This window comes from Salinispora fenicalii (genome assembly GCF_000514815.1).
GTDB lineage: Bacteria > Actinomycetota > Actinomycetes > Mycobacteriales > Micromonosporaceae > Micromonospora > Micromonospora fenicalii.
This window is the reverse complement of sequence record NZ_AZWQ01000023.1, coordinates 25498-43429: the sequence shown is the minus strand read 5'-3', so window position 1 is coordinate 43429 and position 17932 is coordinate 25498. Positions and strand designations below refer to the sequence as shown.

16 protein-coding genes, 3 tRNA genes and 2 pseudogenes are annotated in these 17932 nt (G+C 68.4%); 5 read left to right on the top strand and 16 right to left on the bottom strand.

All coding sequences use genetic code 11. The features are described from left to right. Positions 1-20: 20 nt before the first annotated feature. The 13 genes from rplL to B116_RS0112630 form a co-directional block, all read right to left on the bottom strand. The gene (rplL, locus tag B116_RS0112690) at positions 21-407 is read right to left on the bottom strand and encodes a 50S ribosomal protein L7/L12 (protein ID WP_018720681.1); all 387 of its coding nucleotides are present in this window, start codon (positions 405-407) and stop codon (positions 21-23) included. 55 nt (positions 408-462) lie between these two features. Further along, positions 463-1008, bottom strand: a complete 546-nt coding sequence (gene rplJ, locus B116_RS0112685) for a 50S ribosomal protein L10 (protein WP_018217071.1) — start codon at positions 1006-1008, stop codon at positions 463-465. A gap of 450 nt (positions 1009-1458) precedes the next feature. Next, on the bottom strand, positions 1459-2175 hold the full coding sequence (gene rplA, locus B116_RS0112680) for a 50S ribosomal protein L1 (RefSeq protein WP_018720682.1): 717 nt from the start codon (positions 2173-2175) through the stop codon (positions 1459-1461). Positions 2176-2255: 80 nt separating this feature from the next. Beyond that, positions 2256-2687, bottom strand: a complete 432-nt coding sequence (gene rplK / locus B116_RS0112675; RefSeq protein ID WP_018720683.1) for a 50S ribosomal protein L11 — start codon at positions 2685-2687, stop codon at positions 2256-2258. Positions 2688-2880: 193 nt separating this feature from the next. Continuing rightward, positions 2881-3609: a transcription termination/antitermination protein NusG gene (gene nusG / locus B116_RS0112670; protein ID WP_027660308.1), complete on the bottom strand. Its 729-nt coding sequence runs from the start codon at positions 3607-3609 to the stop codon at positions 2881-2883. A 38-nt stretch (positions 3610-3647) separates the two neighbouring features. Continuing rightward, positions 3648-4028 carry a preprotein translocase subunit SecE gene (gene secE / locus B116_RS0112665; protein WP_018720685.1) on the bottom strand — a complete coding sequence of 127 codons (381 nt, stop codon included), beginning with the start codon at positions 4026-4028 and terminating at the stop codon, positions 3648-3650. Positions 4029-4239: 211 nt separating this feature from the next. Continuing rightward, positions 4240-4312: transfer RNA gene (locus tag B116_RS0112660), tRNA-Trp, on the bottom strand. Between the two features lie 124 nt (positions 4313-4436). Then, complete coding sequence (locus B116_RS0112655) at positions 4437-4829, bottom strand: MaoC family dehydratase (RefSeq protein WP_018720686.1); 393 nt, start codon at positions 4827-4829, stop codon at positions 4437-4439. Position 4830: 1 nt separating this feature from the next. Continuing rightward, entirely contained in the window at positions 4831-5277 is a 447-nt protein-coding gene (locus B116_RS0112650; protein ID WP_018720687.1) for a MaoC family dehydratase N-terminal domain-containing protein, read from the bottom strand. Positions 5278-5389: 112 nt separating this feature from the next. After that, the gene (gene rpmG, locus B116_RS0112645; RefSeq protein ID WP_012184342.1) at positions 5390-5557 is read right to left on the bottom strand and encodes a 50S ribosomal protein L33; all 168 of its coding nucleotides are present in this window, start codon (positions 5555-5557) and stop codon (positions 5390-5392) included. A 133-nt stretch (positions 5558-5690) separates the two neighbouring features. After that, positions 5691-5763, bottom strand: a tRNA-Met gene (locus B116_RS0112640). A 24-nt stretch (positions 5764-5787) separates the two neighbouring features. Beyond that, a tRNA-Thr gene (locus B116_RS0112635) sits at positions 5788-5860 on the bottom strand. A 92-nt stretch (positions 5861-5952) separates the two neighbouring features. Then, positions 5953-8481 (bottom strand): putative bifunctional diguanylate cyclase/phosphodiesterase, encoded by a 2529-nt coding sequence (locus B116_RS0112630; protein WP_027660307.1) that lies wholly within the window; start codon positions 8479-8481, stop codon positions 5953-5955. Positions 8482-8929: 448 nt separating this feature from the next. Between B116_RS0112630 and B116_RS0112625 the strand changes: the two genes are divergently transcribed. Then, positions 8930-9382, top strand: coding sequence for a hypothetical protein (locus tag B116_RS0112625; protein WP_033667610.1), 453 nt, complete (start codon positions 8930-8932; stop codon positions 9380-9382). Positions 9383-9420: 38 nt separating this feature from the next. Here B116_RS0112625 and B116_RS26635 read toward each other — a convergent pair. Next, positions 9421-9582, bottom strand: a pseudogene (locus tag B116_RS26635) (MFS transporter); the annotation flags it as partial. An 87-nt stretch (positions 9583-9669) separates the two neighbouring features. Between B116_RS26635 and B116_RS0112620 the strand changes: the two are divergent. Beyond that, positions 9670-10563: a 1,4-dihydroxy-6-naphthoate synthase gene (locus B116_RS0112620; protein ID WP_027660305.1), complete on the top strand. Its 894-nt coding sequence runs from the start codon at positions 9670-9672 to the stop codon at positions 10561-10563. Here the strand turns inward: B116_RS0112620 and B116_RS0112615 are convergent. Beyond that, positions 10524-10910 (bottom strand): cold-shock protein, encoded by a 387-nt coding sequence (locus B116_RS0112615; RefSeq protein WP_026321425.1) that lies wholly within the window; start codon positions 10908-10910, stop codon positions 10524-10526. The genes B116_RS0112620 and B116_RS0112615 overlap by 40 nt on opposite strands. 208 nt (positions 10911-11118) lie before the next feature. Here B116_RS0112615 and B116_RS25070 point away from each other — a divergent pair. Continuing rightward, positions 11119-13585 (top strand): annotated as a pseudogene (locus B116_RS25070) (helicase-associated domain-containing protein). Positions 13586-13632: 47 nt separating this feature from the next. Here B116_RS25070 and B116_RS0112605 read toward each other — a convergent pair. Next, positions 13633-13869: a hypothetical protein gene (locus B116_RS0112605; protein WP_026321433.1), complete on the bottom strand. Its 237-nt coding sequence runs from the start codon at positions 13867-13869 to the stop codon at positions 13633-13635. Between the two features lie 422 nt (positions 13870-14291). On the opposite strand from B116_RS0112605, the gene B116_RS0112595 reads away from it, so the two are divergent. Together B116_RS0112595 and B116_RS0112590 are read left to right on the top strand one after the other, a co-directional pair. Then, positions 14292-15971 (top strand): DNA repair helicase XPB, encoded by a 1680-nt coding sequence (locus B116_RS0112595; RefSeq protein WP_027660304.1) that lies wholly within the window; start codon positions 14292-14294, stop codon positions 15969-15971. Positions 15972-16361: 390 nt separating this feature from the next. Beyond that, positions 16362-17912 (top strand): hypothetical protein, encoded by a 1551-nt coding sequence (locus B116_RS0112590; protein WP_027660303.1) that lies wholly within the window; start codon positions 16362-16364, stop codon positions 17910-17912. The last annotated feature ends 20 nt before the right edge of the window (positions 17913-17932 follow it).

Genomic DNA, 17932 nt, shown 5'->3' with positions numbered 1-17932 from the left:
CTTCCGGGGTTAGAACAAGGTCACTTGAGGGTGACCTTGGCGCCCTCACCCTCGAGCTTGGTCTTGGCCTTGTCGGCGGTCTCCTTGTTGGCCTTCTCCAGGATCGCCTTCGGTGCGGACTCAACCAGGTCCTTGGCCTCCTTGAGGCCCAGGCCGGTCAGCTCACGCACGACCTTGATGACCTGAATCTTCTTGCCACCGTCGGCCTCGAGGATGACGTCGAACTCGTCCTTCTCCTCCTCGACCGGGGCAGCAGCACCGGCGGCCGGGGCACCAGCGGCCACGGCGACCGGAGCCGCGGCGGTGACCTCGAAGGTGTCCTCGAACTGCTTCACGAACTCGGAGAGCTCGATCAGCGTCATCTCCTTGAACGCGTCGAGCAGCTCTTCGGTGCTGAGCTTCGCCATGTCTGGCGTCCTTTCTCAAGTGGTGTTGCTAAGAATCGTGTGCACCGGGGAAGCCTCAGGCCGCCTCGGCGCCTTCCTTCTCGCGCTTGTCCTGCAGGGCAGCCGCCAGGCGAGCCGTCTTGGCCATCGGCGCCTGGAACAGCGACGCGGCCTTGCTCAGGTTGCCCTTCATGGCACCGGCCAGCTTGGCCAGCAGCACCTCGCGGGACTCCAGGTCGGCGAGCTTCGTGACCTCGGCCGCAGAGATGGCCTTGCCCTCGAAAACACCGCCCTTGATGACCAGCTTCGGGTTGGTCTTCGCGAAATCGCGAAGCCCCTTGGCCGCCTCGACGACGTCGCCCGAAACGAAAGTCAGCGCGGTAGGACCGGTGAACAGCTCGTCGAGCCCGGAGATACCCGCGTCCGCCGCGGCACGCTTGGCCAGCGTGTTCTTGGCGATGGTGTAGGTGGTCTCCGTGCCGAGCGAGCGCCGCAGCTGGGTGAGCTGGGAGACCGTCAGACCACGGTATTCGGTCAGCACGGTCGCGCCCGCGTTGCGGAAGCTCTCGGTCAGCTCGACGACGGCCGTGGCCTTGTCGGCCCGGATCGGCTTGTCCGCCATGTCCCTCCTCTCTCGTTGCTCCAGGCTGGTCACCGTCATCGGCGGTAGCCGACGGCGGGTCTGACAGGAAAGCACGGCAACGAGAAAAGCCCCGGCGCAGGGCGCACGGGGCGAAAGGCTGGTGCTAGCACCACAGTCGGCGGACCATGGGAGCCAGCCGAGTTTCGCTTACCGCCCTGCGCGGGTCGCCCGTCATCGCGGAACCTTCGACCGTGCCGAGGCACGGTGACCAGCGGTCTCTGGGTGGAACTTCGCGGTAAGAATACGCGATACCCACGGCGGTCACCAAACCGCCCCCGCTAGCCCTGCTGCCCACCGCTCAGGTAGCTCTGCTGCCCACCGCTCAGGTAGCTCTGCTGCCCACCGCTCAGCTGATCGTCAGCCGGGTCAGCCAGAAAGCCGAACGGGGCCCCACCAGTCTGGTGGGGCCCCGTTCACACGCAGTCGTGCTCAGCCCTCGGCGGAGTTCTCCTGCAGGTCCTTCACCACGTTCGGGTCGACCGGAACACCCGGGCCCATCGTGGTGGTGAGGGTGACCTTCCGCAGGTACTTACCCTTGGCCGCGGACGGCTTCGCCCGCAGGATCTCGTCGAGGACCGCCGCGTAGTTCTCCACCAGCTGGCTCTCGGAGAACGAGGCCTTGCCGATGATCAGGTGGAGGTTGGAGTGCTTGTCCACCCGGAAAGCGATCTTTCCGCCCTTGATGTCCGCGACAGCCTTGGCGACGTTCATCGTCACCGTGCCGGTCTTCGGGTTCGGCATGAGACCGCGCGGGCCCAGGATCCGCGCGATCCGACCGATCTTGGCCATCTGGTCCGGCGTGGCGATCGCCGCGTCGAAGTCGAGCCAGCCGCCCTGGATCCGGGCGACCAGCTCGTCCGTGCCCACCTCGTCGGCGCCGGCGGCGACGGCCTCCTCGGCCTTCGCACCAGCGGCGAACACGATCACACGCGCGGTCTTACCAGTGCCATGCGGCAGGTTGACCGTGCCGCGGACCATCTGGTCCGCCTTCCGCGGGTCGACACCGAGGCGCATCGCGACCTCGACCGTGGCGTCGAACTTGACGGAAGTGGTCTCCTTGGCCAGCTTGACGGCCTCGGCGGGGGTGTACAGCTTCGACCGGTCGATGGCCGCAGCCGCCTTACGGTAGTTCTTGCTGTGCTGCATCTGTGGTTACTCCTGTGGTCTCTGGCGGGCCGCGGCGCTCGCGAGCCCTCCCACAAACGGGATCGGCGGGTCGGCGTGGGTCAGTCGACGACGTTCAGGCCCATCGACCGGGCGGTGCCGGCGATGATCTTCTCGGCCTGGTCGAGGTCATTGGCGTTGAGGTCCGCCATCTTCTTCTCGGCGATCTCCCGCAGCTGGGCGCGGCTGACCTGGCCAACCTTCTCGAGGTGCGGTACACCCGAGCCCTTCGCCACACCAGCAGCCTTGATCAGCAGTCGGGCAGCGGGCGGGGTCTTCAGCACGAAGGTGAACGTGCGGTCCTCGTAGACACTGATCTCGGCGGGGACGATGTCGCCCCGCTGGGACTCGGTCTGCGCGTTGTAGGACTTGCAGAACTCCATGATGTTCACACCGTGCTGACCCAGCGCGGGGCCAACCGGCGGCGCCGGGGTGGCCTGGCCCGCCGGCAGCTGAAGCGTGAACGTCTTGACGAGCTTCTTCTTCGGAGGCATGTCACTTCCTGGGACGTGGAACGGGAATTCGCACCGCCCATCGGGCATGCACGGTCAGCATGCCGCGTAGACGGCGACGTTCTAGGGTAGCGCACTCCGACTGCCGGCCTTGCGGGGTCCGGCTGCCAGCCACGCTGGCCAGAAAACGAGTACGTCGGCGGCGGGTAGGCACCCACCGCCGACGTGCTGGAGATCAGATCTTGGCGACCTGGTTAAAGTTCAGCTCCACCGGCGTCTCGCGGCCGAAGATCGACACCAGCACCTTGAGCTTCTGCTGGTCGGCGTTGATCTCGCTGATCGTCGCCGGCAGGGAGGCGAAGGCACCGTCGGTGACGGTGACCGAGTCGCCGACCTCAAAGTCGAGGACCTTGACCTCGGGCTTCGCCTTCTTCTCCACGGCCTCGACTGCCGGCGCCAGCCACTTCAACACCTCGTCGAGGCTCAGTGGCGCCGGACGGTCGGCGCGGTCGGTGGCGCCCACGAAGCCGGTCACGCCTGGCGTGTTCCGCACGCAGGAGTACGACTCGGCGGTGAGCTCCATTCGCACCAAGATGTAGCCAGGGAAGACCTTGGCCTGGACCTGGGACCGCTTGCCATTCTTGACCTCGACCTCGTCCCGGGTCGGCACCTCGACCTGATAGATGTACTCCTCCATGTCGAGAGAGGTGATCCGGGTCTCAAGGTTGGTCTTGACCTTGTTCTCGTAGCCGGCATACGAGTGCACCACATACCAGTCGCCCGGTGCGTATCGCAGCTTCTGGCGCAGCTCGGCGACCGGGTCGAACTCGTTCTCCTCGGCCGGCTCGCTGGCGCTGGCGGAGAGCTCCGGCTCGCTGGCGGCCTCAACCGACATGTCACCAGCCGCCGTCGCGACCGTGGACTGCTCATCCACAGGCTCGGCGGTCTCGTCGTACTCAGGCACGCTTGCTCACTTCCGTCACTATCAGCACAGTCAGCCGGTCAGCTCGGGTTACCGAAGACCCACAGCACAACCTCGGCGAAGGCGAGGTCCAGGCCAGCCACGATCGCCAGCATCACGGCGACGAACACGATCACCACGGAGGCGTAGGTCAACAGCTCCTTGCGCGTCGGCCAGATGACCTTACGCAGCTCCGCCACGACCTCGCGGACGAATCGCACGACTCGACCGAACGGACCAACCTTGGCACCCTGGGTGCGGCTCTTCGGCCGGTCGACCGACTCGGCCCGGGAGCGCGGGCTGGTTGCGCCGTCGCCCCGGGAGGCTGACTCCTCGTCGGCGTCGGCATCGCCGGCGGCGCCGAGCTCGCCGTTCAGACGCTCGTCGTCGGCATCCTCGCCACGCCGCTTGTTGTCGGCCACATCGCCCTCCGTCGCGGGATGTCGGTTCGCACGCCGTCACAGCATACGCGGCGTCTGGTCACGCCGGCCGGCCCGACCGTCCGCGACAGGCCGTAGCCAGCGGTCCGAACTGGGGGCCCGAGTGCCTCGGAGCCGCCCTGCCGATACCACCGCCACGGGCCGGATGCCGCCAGCCGGCGACGCGACCCACGAAACGATCAGGCCTGAGGCGCAGGGGTGACAGGACTTGAACCTGCAGCCTGCGGTTTTGGAGACCGCTGCTCTGCCAATTGAGCTACACCCCTATGCGGCGGACGTCACCTCACCCTGCCAAACGGCCGAGTAGGGTCACGTGCCCCACGGCGGACCAGTGTACGGGTAGTGGCACGACTTTCCCAACCGGTCCGCCCTCCGCGGGTCGAAGATCGGTCAGCCAGGCGTCCGGATAGTCGCCCTCGCCTGCGACAACACCTTCTCCCCGCCGCAGGTCGCGGTGATGTCGATCCTGGTCAGGCCCGCATCGGTGACCTCCCGAACCGCTGCCGTCACCTCGATCTCGGTGCCCTGCTCATCGTCTGGGACAACGACCGGCCGGGTGAAGCGGACTCCGTAATCAACCACCGCGTCGGCAGCACCGGCCCACTCGGCGACGGCCCGGCCCACCAGCGCCATCGTGAACATGCCGTGAGCGATCACACCGGGTAGCCCGACCGAGGTCGCGATCCGATCGCTCCAGTGAATCGGGTTGAAATCTCCCGAGGCACCCGCGTAGCGGATCAGGTCCGCCCGCGTTACCCGGAAGGTCTTGGTCGGCAGCTCCATGTCAGCCCTCCCCCCGTACGACGATCTTCGACCAGACCGTGACCACCGACTCACCATCGGGCGTGGTCACCTCAGTGCGGATAGTCAGGAACCCGTGCCCGCCACGAGTGCGGACCTCCTCAATGGTGTTGACGCAGACCAGCTCATCCCCCGCCACAACCGGGCGGGTGTAGGCGAAACGCTGATCGCCATGGACCACCCGGCTGTAGTCGACGCCGAGCTCCGGATCCTCCACGATCTGACGGCTGGCGGCCATGGTGACCACGATCGGAAACGTCGGCGGGGCGACCACGTCCGGATGGCCGAGCGCGCGAGCGGCAGTCGGGTCGTGGTGGGCCGGTTCGGTAGCACCGATCGCGGTCGCGAACTCACGAATCTTCTCTCGGCCCACCTGGTAGGGGGCGGTCGGCGGGTACGTCCGGCCGACGAAGGAAGGGTCCAGGGACATGCCGCGAACCTACACGCAGAACACGGCCGCCGACCCACCCGACCGGCGGCTATAAAACCACGCGGGTCAGCGGATCGGCGACCGTGGGTGTCTCAGCGGCAGACCGCCAGGATCAGCGGGTCTCGCGGTGGATCGTGTGCCGGCCGTCGCGCGGGCAGAACTTCTTCAGCTCGATACGGTCCGGGTCGTTACGCCGGTTCTTGCGCGTGATGTAGTTGCGCTCCTTGCACTCCACACACGCCAAAGTGATCTTCGGCCGGACATCGGTCGCCTTCGCCACGGCGGAGTGCCTTCCTCGTAAATGGGTGACAACTACGGGCGCATCAGCCTACGCGCTAAGCGCGTGGACATGCAAAGCGGGCGCCAAGAGCGCCCGTCCCATCATCCGCCGGGTGGGGCCCGATGGACGAAAGTAGCGGTGGCCGGACTTGAACCGGCGACACAGCGATTATGAGCCGCTTGCTCTGCCACCTGAGCTACACCGCCGGGTGGGTCCAGCCGGACCCTCTGAGCCCCCTTACGGAATCGAACCGTAGACCTTCTCCTTACCATGGAGACGCTCTGCCGACTGAGCTAAGGGGGCCTGCGCAACCACTCGGTGGCCGTGCAGAGGTAAGCCTACACGGCGGGATTGCGGAGCTGAAATCGGATCCCCCGGTGGCCAATGGGCCCAGCTCATGGCACGACCCGAAGTCGTGCCGGCTCCCCTGTCGCCAGCGCCCCCGACTCCGCCTGAGCGCCGAACCACGCCTCCAGCCGCTCATAGGGCAATGGACGGCTGAACAGGAATCCCTGCCCGTACTCACACCCGATGTCCTGAAGGAGTTCCAGGGTCAACTCGCTCTCCACCCCCTCGGCCACCACGGCGAGGCCGAACTGCTGGGAGAGCGTGACCACCGCGTTGACGATGGCCAGATCCCCGGGGTCGGTCGCCATCCCCTGCACGAACCGATGGTCGACCTTCACCTCGTGTACGGGAAGCCGGCGCAGGCGCGCAAGCGACGAGTCACCCGTACCGAAGTCATCCACCGACAGGCGGACTCCCAGATCACGCAGGCACCGCAGGGCCGAAATGGGGCGATCGGTGCCGTCCAGCACCCCGGACTCCCGGATCTCCAACGTGAGCCGCTGCGGCGGCACCCCGTACTCCTCGAGCAGTTCCCGCACCCGTTCCGGAAAGTGCTGGTCGGTCAACGTACGCGGGGCGAGGTTTACCGCGACCGAGAGCGGGTGACCTCCGTGTGCCCAGTCATGGCTGCGCCGTAGCCCCTCCCGGAGCACGAACTCGGTGAGCCTCCCCAATTGCCCGGTATGCTCCGCAACCGTCACGAAATCCTCCGGCGAGACCGACCCGTGGGCCCGGTCCTCCCAGCGGGCCAGGCACTCGACGCCCACCAATCGCCGGTCCCGCAGACTGACCTTCGGTTGGAAGTGCACCTCCAATTCGCCGTTGTCCAGGGCCCGGCGCAGGTCACCGGCGAGACCGAGTCGCCGCCGCGACCGAGACTCCAGCGCGGGGTTGAACAGCTGAACGCTCCCGGGAGCGGATTTGGCCGCCGTCACCGCCAGGTCGACCCGTTGCAGCAGCAACGTGGAGCCGCTGCCGTGGTCCGGGTGAACAGCGACGCCCACCGCCGTATCCACGTCAAGGGTGAGCCCGTCGAAGGTCATCACGGCACGGCTCTGCTCCCGCAGTCGTGCCGCCAGCTCCAAGGCCGCAGTCGCCCCCTCCAGGCGGAGAGTCACGAGGAACTCGTCACTGCCGACCCGCCCCACCAACGCGGACGACGGCGCACACGAGCGAAGCCGCTCGGCGACCTCGACCAGGACCTGGTCCCCAGCGGCGTGCCCGAGGGACTCGTTGACCTCCCGCAATCTGTCAACGTCGAACAGCAACAGTGCCACCACCTCACCCGGCGCCCGGATCTTCACCGCCTCGTCGAGCGCCGCGGTGACCCGCCGCCGGTTGGGCAGCTTGGTGAGCGTGTCGTGGTCGGCATCGTGCCGCAGCCGGTCAACCAGCCGCGAATTCTCGAGTGCGACCGCGGTATGCGCGGCGACGGTCTCGAAGACGGGGATGTCGTCCAGGGTGAAATGGCCGCCGTCGCTGAGCCGGTTGACAACCTCCAGCGTGCCGATGACCGCCTGCCCCGACCGTAACGGGACCACGATCACGTCCTTCACCCCGTGCCCGGCCAAATCCTGCGGGAGATCGGGAAGTTTCGGAAGAGCCCGCCCGGCGGCGAGTGTCTCACCGGACTCCCGGACCTGCTCCCGCAGGCCAGCAGGGGTCGGCGCGACATCGAGCAGGCCCCGGTCGTCCACCCGGGCGCTGAGCAACATCTCGGGAAAGCGCCCCAGTGCGGGAAGCCACAGGGTCGCGTACTCGGCCTGCATCAGCGCCCGGATCCGGCCCAGCAGCACGTCCGCGATGGCGCCCTCCCGGCCGCCCTCGGTCATCGCCCGGGTCAGCTCGTACATGCTGCTCAGCATGCGATGCTGCCGGAGGAACTGCGCGTACGAGCGGTAGACCACCACCATCGCGACGGCCAGCACGGCGATCAACAGTATCGACCACCCGGTCGATTCCAACGCCAGCAGCAGGATCAGGCCGATCACCACGTTGATCGAGTTAACTATCTGCGTCGCCGGCGACCTGCGGAACAGTTCCCAGCCGACCTGCCAGCCGTGCAACAAGCTCACGACGGCACTGACCGCGATCAGCGAAACCACCGAGTTCACCGTCACCGCGGCGAATAGGACCACCCAAGTCCGCGGGCCGGTTCCATCCACACCGGAGAGTCCGACCAGGACGACACCGCCGAGCGAGGCGGCCGCGCCGGTGCGGGCCAGGTTGAACCCGACCTTCACCACGCCGAGCCGACGCCAGAGGTACTGGACGAGTGCGGACAACACCATGAGCGCCACCACCGTCAACGGCGGCAGGTAGTAGAAGGCCAGCACGAGTGGAATCTCGGTGGCGACCACCTCGAGCGCCTGGCGGCGGACGACGATCTGTAGGACCTGCGTGCTCGCCGCGACCGTCGCGACAAACAGGGCTGTGGTGACGGTTAAGTTGACAGGCGACGACTCGGTCGCGAGAGCCAGGAAGACGGTACAGAGCACCGCGACCATCGCCAGTGGGGCGGTGATCAGCCAGACCTGCTCGGTGGTCCTACGCACCGGCGGTGAACTGCCTGACATACCGCCCCCTGGTCAGTGGCGCGGAAGCTACCGAAGTATCGATACGCCTGCTTCCAGAGCCGGCGCAGTCCACTGATAGTCAGCAAGCCAGGCGCTCGACTCCAAAGCGAGCAGGCCACCCACGAACGCAGCCACAACCGCGAACGCGAGGATGGCACCACGCCAGCGGTACGTCGATTTAGACATAGGTGAACTCCTGTCGAGGGGACCGGAGGTGGTTGCCGGTGCCACGATGGTGCCACACGTAAATCGCCCGGCAAAGCCGCCGGGACCACTACCGCAGCCAAGCGGGAGGCCCGGCCGAACGGACTCATCCGGACATCACGGGATGAAACCGATCTTCACCGTCACCGGCCGTTGACAAGGCACAGCGGCGGGAGTGCGGCGCATTGATTGGCGGCGGGCACCCTCAGGTGCAGCCCGACGATTCCGGGGTACGTCAGCCGCCATGCCAGATCAGAAGCGGTCAGTGGACGCGGAACACTCCCGGCCGGAAGGGATCGATGACGCCACCGTCGAAGCACTGGGCGAGCTGAGCGAGGCGTTGGAGACAGTCCACCGGGCACGTGGTCACCTGTACTCGGCACACCAGCTCATCGGTGGAGCGGATCTCACCCTGGATCGGGTGGTACGGCTGCTCCGCGAGGCCGGGCACGACGGCATGGCCGACCGGGTCGAGCACGAACTGCTGGGCCGCAATGTGCTACCCGGGCGATGGACATTCCAGGTCGTGGAGGAGTTCGACGACGGCTACTTCGCCACGTTCCAGGAAGTCGAGCGGGAGGCACGGGAGCGCCTGGCCGGCGGGCGGCGGCATATCTATGAGGCGGAGATGAAGCAGCGGCGCCGCACCCACGGATTGCCGGGACACGAGGCCACGCCGGAGGCGGGAACTCCGTGAACGTGGCTTGGGCAGCACCACTCGAACGTCTATCGATTGACCGAGGTGAGAACAAGACCGGCGATGGCGCCACCATGCGCACTCGCCTGCCAACCGAGGGCGAAGTAGAAGAGCGAGTTACCCAGCAGCGAGGCGAGGATCCCGGCGAGCCAGAGCAGGTACGAGGTGGGCAGTTGGCACCTCCGGCGGGCGGGATGCAGAGATCTTGGCCACCGAACAATGCCGGATCCCGGCCGCTGCCACAAGGCCGGCCAGGAGCGGCGATACCGCGGGGCTACCGTAGGTGCGTGACGCTCTCGCTGGCGATCTCGCCCTGCCCCAACGACACGTTCGTCTTCCACGCGCTGGTGCACGGGCAGGTCCCCGGCGCCCCTGCGGTCACAGTGACCTACGCCGACGTGGACGTGACCAACACAGCCGCCGAGCAAGGCGCGTTCGACCTGGTGAAGGTGAGCTACGCGGCGCTGCCGTGGCTGCTCGAGGACTACCACCTCCTGCCCTGCGGTGGGGCACTCGGCCGGGGTTGCGGACCCCTGGTGTTGACCCGACCCGACCCGATGCTCGCCCCTGCCGCGTCATCCGGGGGCTCGGGCGACCGGTTGAACGGAGTCCCGGACCGGGCCGACCTCTCCGGAGCCACGGTTGCGGTACCCGGTGACCGGACCACGGCCTACCTGCTCTTCCGGCTCTGGTCGGCCGGGCGGCCACCCGCCCGTATCGAGGTGGTGCCGTTTCACGAGATCATGCCGGGAGTCGCCGCCGGCCGGTACGACGCCGGCCTGGTGATCCACGAGGCGCGGTTCACCTACCCCCGGCACGGGCTGACCGCCCTGGTCGACCTGGGCGAATGGTGGGAGGCCGACACCGGCCTCCCGATCCCGCTCGGCGCGATTCTCGCTCGCCGGGGCAGTGTGGACCCCGAGGCCGCCGCCGGGTGGATCCGGGAGTCGGCCCGCCGCGCCTGGGCAGACCCGGCAGCCAGCCGCGACTACGTGCTGACGCACGCGCAGGAGATGGAGCCCGACGTGGTCGAGCGGCACATCGACCTCTATGTGAACGAGTTCACCGCCGACCTGGGTGCAGCCGGGTACGCCGCCGTTAACGCGCTGCTGAACCGGGCCGCCGACGCTGGCCTGGTGCCTCAGACCTCCAACTCACGGGCGACCGCGTGGACCAGCTGAGCGATCTTCTGCGCGGTCTTCCGGTCCGGGAACCGGCCTCGGCGTAGGTTCGGCTGCACCTTCGCCTCCAGAACCTTGATCATGTCCTCGACGAGGCCGTGCAACTCCTCCGCAGGGCGACGACGCAGCTCCGCCACCGATGGTGGGGCCTCCAACAGCTTGACCCCCATCGCCTGGACGCCCCGGCGGCTGTCGACCACGCTAAAGTCGACCCGCTGCCCACCCTTGAGGTCGGTGACACCCGCCGGAAGCGCGGCTTTGGGCAGGAACACGTCGCCGCCCTCGTCACTGGTGACGAACCCGTATCCCTTGGTCGCGTCGTACCACTTCACTCGACCCGTCGGCACTTGTAAACCTCTGCTTCGCTCACGACATCTACTGCTCTAAGGCTAACCGGACCACGGCGTCGGGCGCCGCTGGGAATCTAGTGAGATCATCCCGCACCGGCGCCACCCCGGCCGCGGCTGCTACGGGGTACGGCGATACCGGTGTAGTCGGGGCGACTGGCCGACCGAGGGGCGGAGCGGGCACCCGTCGGGCTAGCGTGGAAAGACGATGACCACCTCACTCGCCGACCACCTGCGTGCGCTGCCCGACCAGTCGCTCGCGGCCCTGCTCCAGCAGCGGCCGGACCTCGTCGTGCCGGTACCCACCGACCTCGCCGCGCTCGCCATCCGCGCCCAGTCCCGGGTATCGGTGGCCCGTGCTCTGGACAGCCTGGACCGGTTCACGCTTCAGGTCCTCGACGCCGCCCGGCTCACCCGCGACGCAACGGCCGACACAACCAGCCTCGACGTGATACTCGCCATGGCGGCCGCCAACACGCGCCCCCCGGAACCGGCCGCCGTCCGCGACGCGGTGCGGCTGCTCCGATCACGCCTGCTGCTGTACGGGCCCGACGAACGCCTACACGTGATCGGCGGCATCGACGAAGTCTCCCCGTACCCCGCAGGGCTGGGTCGGCCGGCAGCGGAGCTGGACTCGCGGGCGGCGGCCCTCTGCGCCGACCCGGCGAAGCTGCGGCGAACCCTGCTCTCGGCGCCGCCGTCGGCCCGGGCCATCCTGGATCGACTCGCCGCCGGTCCGCCGGTCGGCAGCGTGCCACCGGGGGCGTTGCAGGCCCCGCCCCTGGGCGCCGAGGATGCACTGCCACCGGACCCCACGAACGGCGGCGCACCCACCGGCTCACCGGTGCGCTGGCTGGTTGACCACCGCCTTCTGGTTTCGGTCACCACCGGTGGGGGCGGCCGGCCCGGGACTGTCGAGCTGCCCCGGGAGGTGGGGCTCCTGCTCCGCCGGGACACCGGCTCGCTCGGCCCCATGCCCACCGACCCACCACTGGTCTCGGCCCCACCCCGGGAACCGAAAGCGGACCACCTCCATGGCCGGGGCGGGCCAGGCCATGGAGGTGGTCCGCCAGGCCGAGGCGCTGCTGGAACAGCTCGCCGCGGAGCCGGCCTCGGTGCTTCGCTCCGGTGGCCTGGGCGTCCGCGACCTGCGCCGACTGGCCCGCGCCCTCGGCCTGGACGAAACGACAGCCGCACTGCTGCTGGAGGCATCCCACGCCGCCGGGCTGACCGGGGAGCTGGAGGCGCCCGGGGCGGCAGCGCCCCGCTCCGGCACCGAGCAGCAGGTGCTGCCGAGCGCCGGGTACGAGGCCTGGCGAGCCGGTTCGCTGGCGCAGCGGTGGGAGCAGTTGGCCCGAGCGTGGCTGACGATGACCCGACAACCCGGGCTGGTCGGCCAACGCGACGACCGGGATCGCCCGATCACGGTGCTCTCCCCCGAGGCAGAACGCGCTGGAGCGCCGATTGGTCGGCAGGCGGCGCTCAGTGTCCTCGCCGACCTGGAGCCGGCGACCGCACCCACCCCGGACGAGGTGTTGGAGCTGCTGGACTGGCGATCCCCCCGGCGCAGTCGGGGACGGGAGGCGGCACACCGGGAGGTGCTGACCGAGGCGGCCATGCTGGGCGTGACCGGGCTCGGGGCGCTCACCTCGTACGGGCGGCTGCTGCTCGCCGACGCCACCTCCAGCGAGCAGCGGAGCGCCGACGACCCGCTGGGCCTGCACGCCGATGGCGAGCCGTCAACGGCGGTACGAGCACTGGACGGGCTGCTCCCCGCCCCGGTTGACCACTTCCTGGTGCAGGCCGATCTGACCGTTGTCGTACCCGGACCGGCTGACCCGACGCTCGCCGCCGAGCTGGACGTGGTGGCCGAGCACGAGTCAGCCGGCGGTGCCAGCGTGCACCGGGTTACCTTGGCAAGCGTCCGGCGGGCACTGGACGCCGGCTACTCGGCAGCTGACCTACACGCGTTGTTCACCCGGCGCTCGCGGACCCCGGTGCCGCAGGGGCTCACCTACCTGGTTGACGACGTCGCCCGCCGGCACGGCGGTCTGCGGGTCGGCGCCACCGGGGCGTACCTGCGCAGCGACGACGAGGCGCTACTCGGCGAGGTACTCGCCGACCGTCGGTTGGAGGTGCTGGCGCTCCGCCGACTCGCGCCGACCGTGCTCGTCACTCCGTGCCCGGTCAACCGCATGCTCAACACCCTGCGCGAGGCCGGCTATGCACCAGTACCCGAGGACGCCACCGGTGCGGCGGTACTCACTCGACCCAGGACCCGCCGGGCGCCGGCGCGCTCGCCCGGCACCGCCCGGATCGTTGACCCGCTCGCCGCCCCGAGGCTCCCGATGCCCCGGCTCCTCGGCATGGTCGAGCAGATCCGGCGGGGCGATGCCGCCGCCCGGGCCGCCCGGCAGGCACCGGCGCTGCTCCGCGGCCAGGAAGGAGCCGGGGCCGCGCACCGCCACACCGACGCGCTGGCTGTGCTTCAGCAGGCGGTCCGGGACAAGGCGCTGGTCTGGGTGGGTTATGTCGACGCGCACGGGGCGACCGCCTCCCGGTTGGTCCGGCCAGTGTCGATCGGGGCGGGTTACCTACGGGCGGAGGACGAGCGAACCGAAATGCTGCACACCTTCGCCCTACACCGGGTGGCGGCAGCGGTGCTGGCGGACTAAACGCCTGAACAGCTCAGCGTCGGTCGCGGCGGGAGGGAACCAACGGGTCAGCGTCGGTCGCGGCGGAACGTGCCGACCACCGCAACCACCAGCAGCAGACCAAACGCCGTACCAGCGGTCTCGCCGACCGAGTCCACGAGGCCCTGCCGCTGCACCAGCAGACCAAACAGGAACCAACCAAACAGGAGTACCCCGCCGGCCACGTAGGCGACCATGGTGCCGGCGGAGACGGGCGGAGCGGACCTCCGCGGCGTCTCGGTCATCACGTCCTGGTTGACGGTCATTTCGTCCTCCCCGCCCTTGACGAACTCGAGGATCCAGGGTGACACCCACAATGGCTCTGGGCCAGCACCACGACCGGCCGGTCCGGCCCGGGCGCTGCGCCCGCCCCCGTTGGCGGCTCCGCCGCCCCGATCGACGCGGGCCCTCCGCCCCCGCCGCTCTCGGCCGCGGATCGAACGCGTACGCACCGGCGCCGACCAGCGTGACGACCATGCGGGCAAGGTCCGGAAGGCGACCCGGAAGCAGGAACGTGAAACTCACCCGCATTGGTTGTCACTCTGCAAGACGTACCAGTGCCCCGCCAGGTTGCATGGCGCGCGCAAATTCCAACATCCGCTGCGGCCCGTGCAACACTGGATGGTCGTCTCCCGGCCCTGTTGCCCGGCGCGACGGCCGGCATCCGGAGATCAAGAGAGGCGCTTCCGTGAGTGGTGGACCCCTGATCGTGCAGTCGGACAAGACCCTGCTGTTGGAGATCGAACACCCCGATGCGCAGGCATGCCGGCTGGCGATCGCACCATTCGCCGAGTTGGAACGCTCACCGGAGCATGTGCACACGTACCGGCTGACCCCGCTGGGGCTGTGGAATGCCCGGGCCGCCGGGCACGACGCCGAGGGCGTGGTCAACGCGCTGATCACGTACAGCCGCTATCCGGTGCCGCACGCCCTGCTCGTTGACGTGGCCGAGACGATGGACCGGTATGGCCGGCTGCAACTGATCAACGACCCGGTGCACGGCCTGGTGCTGCGGGCCATCGACCGGGTGGTGCTGGTCGAGGTCGCCAAGAGCAAGAAGCTCGCCGGGATGCTCGGCCCGAAACTCGACGAGGACACCATCGTGGTGCACCCATCCGAGCGCGGGCGACTCAAGCAGGCGCTCCTCAAGCTCGGCTGGCCCGCCGAGGATCTGGCCGGGTACGTCAACGGTGAGGCCCACCCGATCGAGCTGGCCGAGGCCGGGACCGACGGTGCGAAGCCGTGGACGCTGCGCTCCTACCAGCGGGAGGCGGTGGAGGCATTCTGGGCCGGCGGGTCGGGCGTGGTGGTGCTGCCCTGCGGCGCGGGGAAGACCCTGGTTGGGGCGGCGGCGATGGCGGAGGCGAAGGCGACCACGCTGATCCTGGTGACGAACACGGTGGCGGGGCGGCAGTGGAAACGGGAGCTGGTGGCCCGCACTTCGCTGACCGAGGCAGAGATCGGCGAGTACTCGGGTGAGCGCAAGGAGATCCGTCCGGTCACCATCGCCACGTACCAGGTGTTGACCTCCCGGCGCGGCGGCGCGTTCACCCACCTGGACCTGTTCGGGGCACGCGACTGGGGTCTGGTCGTCTACGACGAGGTCCACCTGCTTCCCGCACCGATCTTCCGGTTCACCGCCGACCTTCAGGCCCGTCGCCGGCTGGGACTGACCGCCACCCTGGTTCGCGAGGACGGGCGGGAGGGGGACGTTTTCAGCCTGATCGGTCCGAAACGGTACGACGCCCCGTGGAAGGACATCGAACAGCAGGGCTGGATCGCCCCGGCCAAGTGCACCGAGGTACGGGTGACCCTCACCGAGGCCGAGCGAATGGCGTACGCGACGGCGGAGGCCGAGGAGCGCTATCGGATGGCGGCGACGACCCGGACCAAACTGCCGGTGGTGAAGGCGCTGCTCGACCGGCACCCGGACGAGCAGACACTGGTGATTGGCGGGTACATCGACCAGCTGCACCAACTGGGTGAATATCTGGACGCGCCGATCGTGCAGGGGTCAACCACGAACCGGGAGCGGGAGCGGCTCTTCGACGCGTTCCGCTCCGGTGAGCTGCGGACCCTGGTGATCTCGAAGGTGGGTAACTTCTCGATCGATCTGCCGGAGGCGGCGGTGGCGGTCCAGGTGTCGGGCACGTTCGGCTCTCGGCAGGAGGAGGCGCAGCGGCTCGGTCGAGTGCTCCGGCCAAAGGCCGACGGCCGGCAGGCGCACTTCTACACGGTGGTGTCTCGGGACACGATCGACACCGAGTACGCCGCCCACCGGCAACGCTTCCTCGCCGAGCAGGGGTACGCCTACACGATCGTGGACGCCGATGACGTCCTCGGCCCGTCGCTGCCCTCGGTCGACTGACCCGCGCGGCCCGGGGCGACTCCGGTCAGGGGTTCGACCGCCCGTCGCACCCGGGCAGGGCCGCGACGACTCCGTGAGAACCCTCAACGCCCTTTAGGGCCTTGTCCATGTCGGAATCCTCCGCTGCCGGCGGCACCTCGAGCCGCACGGGCTCGCCATCTGTCCATTATGGATGACAGGCAGGATTCCCAGCCGCCCTGGAGCAAGAACCACCGGCACTCGACGTAGCTACCGGGACGGTTCTAACTAGCGGCCATCCGCGATCAAGCGACCGGTTGACGAACCAGGCCATCGGCTCCGCCATGGGGTCCTACACCCATTGCCGACGCAACCGACGCACCTCTACACTTCAGCATTTATCGATATCCGTCGACAGTCAGGACCATGAACATGCGCAAGCAAGGTCTCGCCCTGGTCTCCGTCATGACGGTAATCGGCCTGGCTCTACCCAGTACGACCGCAATCGACAGCACGGCTGGGCACACCCTGCCCATCCCCGTCGATCCCCGCGGCATCGGACTACGGCCGTTCACGGGTCAGCCGGCCACAGCCAACCCGATCGACAACGCGGAGGTGCCGCAACATCCCTTCATGGCCGCCAACGGCACCAGCAACATGCATGGCGACGCCTACCAGACCGACACACACCAGAATCCCGGCCCGTCCGGACGCGACCTGACAGTGAGCAGACGGTTGCAGGGTGGAGTATGCGCTTCGGTCACCTTCGACTCCAAGGGCCGGATCGTCACGGTCTGCATCACCCCGGGCCAGGCGCCTCGGCTGCTTCTCCTGGATCCGGACACCCTTGACGCGATCACCACCCTGAGCCTGCCTGGCGCCTCCAGTTCCAGCCCCACCGACGCCGTCGGCGGCGCGTACTTCTACCTCGACAACCACGACCAGGCGATCATCCCCACCAACACCGGCGAGATCCTGGTCGTCGCCGTCCAGGGCGACCGCCTCGTACCCCAACGCAGCTACGACCTCACCCCCGCCATCGGCACCAGCGGCATCGTGTCGGCCCTGCCAGACTGGTCGGGACTGCTCTGGTTCGCCGCCAAGGACGGAACCGTCGGCACCCTCGACATGACCAACGGGCGCATCGAAACGCGCAAATTCAACGGCGAGCAGGTCACCAACAGCATCGCCGTGGACGAGTCCGGCGGAGTCTTTGTCGTCAGCGACCACGCGCTCTACCGGTTCGACGCCACTCCAAGCGGCCGGCCCGAGGTCACCTGGCGCGCCCCCTACGACCGGGGGAGCCGACAGAAGCCGGGCCAGTTCAGCCACAGTAGCGGTACCACCCCCACCCTGATCGGCCCGGCGTCTGGCCCAGATGGGGGCTACGTGGCCATCACCGACAATGCCGATCCGGCCATGCGAGTACTCGTGTTCGCCCGCGGCACGAACGGACCGACCGAAATCTGCGCCCAACCGGTCTTTCCCGCCGGCACTAGCTCCACCGAGAACAGCCTCATCGCCGTCGGCGGTGACATCATCGTCGAGAATAACTACGGGTACCAGTTCGACGGACAGGCGCTACTCAAAGGGCTGGCCGGGGCCCGGCAGCCCGACACGGTGCCGGGTCTGACCCGGATAGACGTCGACTACCCCGGCCGAAACTGCTCCGTCGACTGGTCCAACACGACCGAGCGGATCCCCAGTGTGGTCAGCAAAGTCTCGCTGGCCAACGGCCTGCTGTACACCTACACCCACCCCGCTGCCGACGAACTGACATTCCGCCCCGGCGGCCAGCTACTTGGACATCCCGACGCGTGGTACTTCACCGCGATCGACGTACGGTCCGGTGAACGGGTATGGCGCAGGCTGGCCGGAGCCGGACCACTTGTCAACAACCACTACGCCCCGATCTCCATCGGACCCGACGGCGCCGCATACATCGGTGCCGTCGGTGGCCTCATCCGCATCGCTGACAACTAACTCAGATGATTCGTGGTAGT

Excerpts from the sequence above, each read along its gene's own strand:
- rplJ (WP_018217071.1), bottom strand. The coding sequence starts at position 1,008 with ATGGCGGACAAGCCGATCCGGGCCGACAAGGCCACGGCCGTCGTCGAG.
- rplA (WP_018720682.1), bottom strand. The coding sequence starts at position 2,175 with ATGCAGCACAGCAAGAACTACCGTAAGGCGGCTGCGGCCATCGACCGG.
- B116_RS0112605 (WP_026321433.1), bottom strand. The coding sequence starts at position 13,869 with ATGACCGTCAACCAGGACGTGATGACCGAGACGCCGCGGAGGTCCGCT.
- B116_RS0112590 (WP_027660303.1), top strand. The coding sequence starts at position 16,362 with ATGCGCAAGCAAGGTCTCGCCCTGGTCTCCGTCATGACGGTAATCGGC.
- B116_RS0112655 (WP_018720686.1), bottom strand. The coding sequence starts at position 4,829 with ATGGAGCTGCCGACCAAGACCTTCCGGGTAACGCGGGCGGACCTGATC.
- B116_RS0112630 (WP_027660307.1), bottom strand. The coding sequence starts at position 8,481 with ATGTCAGGCAGTTCACCGCCGGTGCGTAGGACCACCGAGCAGGTCTGG.
- rplK (WP_018720683.1), bottom strand. The coding sequence starts at position 2,687 with ATGCCTCCGAAGAAGAAGCTCGTCAAGACGTTCACGCTTCAGCTGCCG.
- rplL (WP_018720681.1), bottom strand. The coding sequence starts at position 407 with ATGGCGAAGCTCAGCACCGAAGAGCTGCTCGACGCGTTCAAGGAGATG.
- B116_RS0112625 (WP_033667610.1), top strand. The coding sequence starts at position 8,930 with ATGCCAGATCAGAAGCGGTCAGTGGACGCGGAACACTCCCGGCCGGAA.
- B116_RS0112650 (WP_018720687.1), bottom strand. The coding sequence starts at position 5,277 with ATGTCCCTGGACCCTTCCTTCGTCGGCCGGACGTACCCGCCGACCGCC.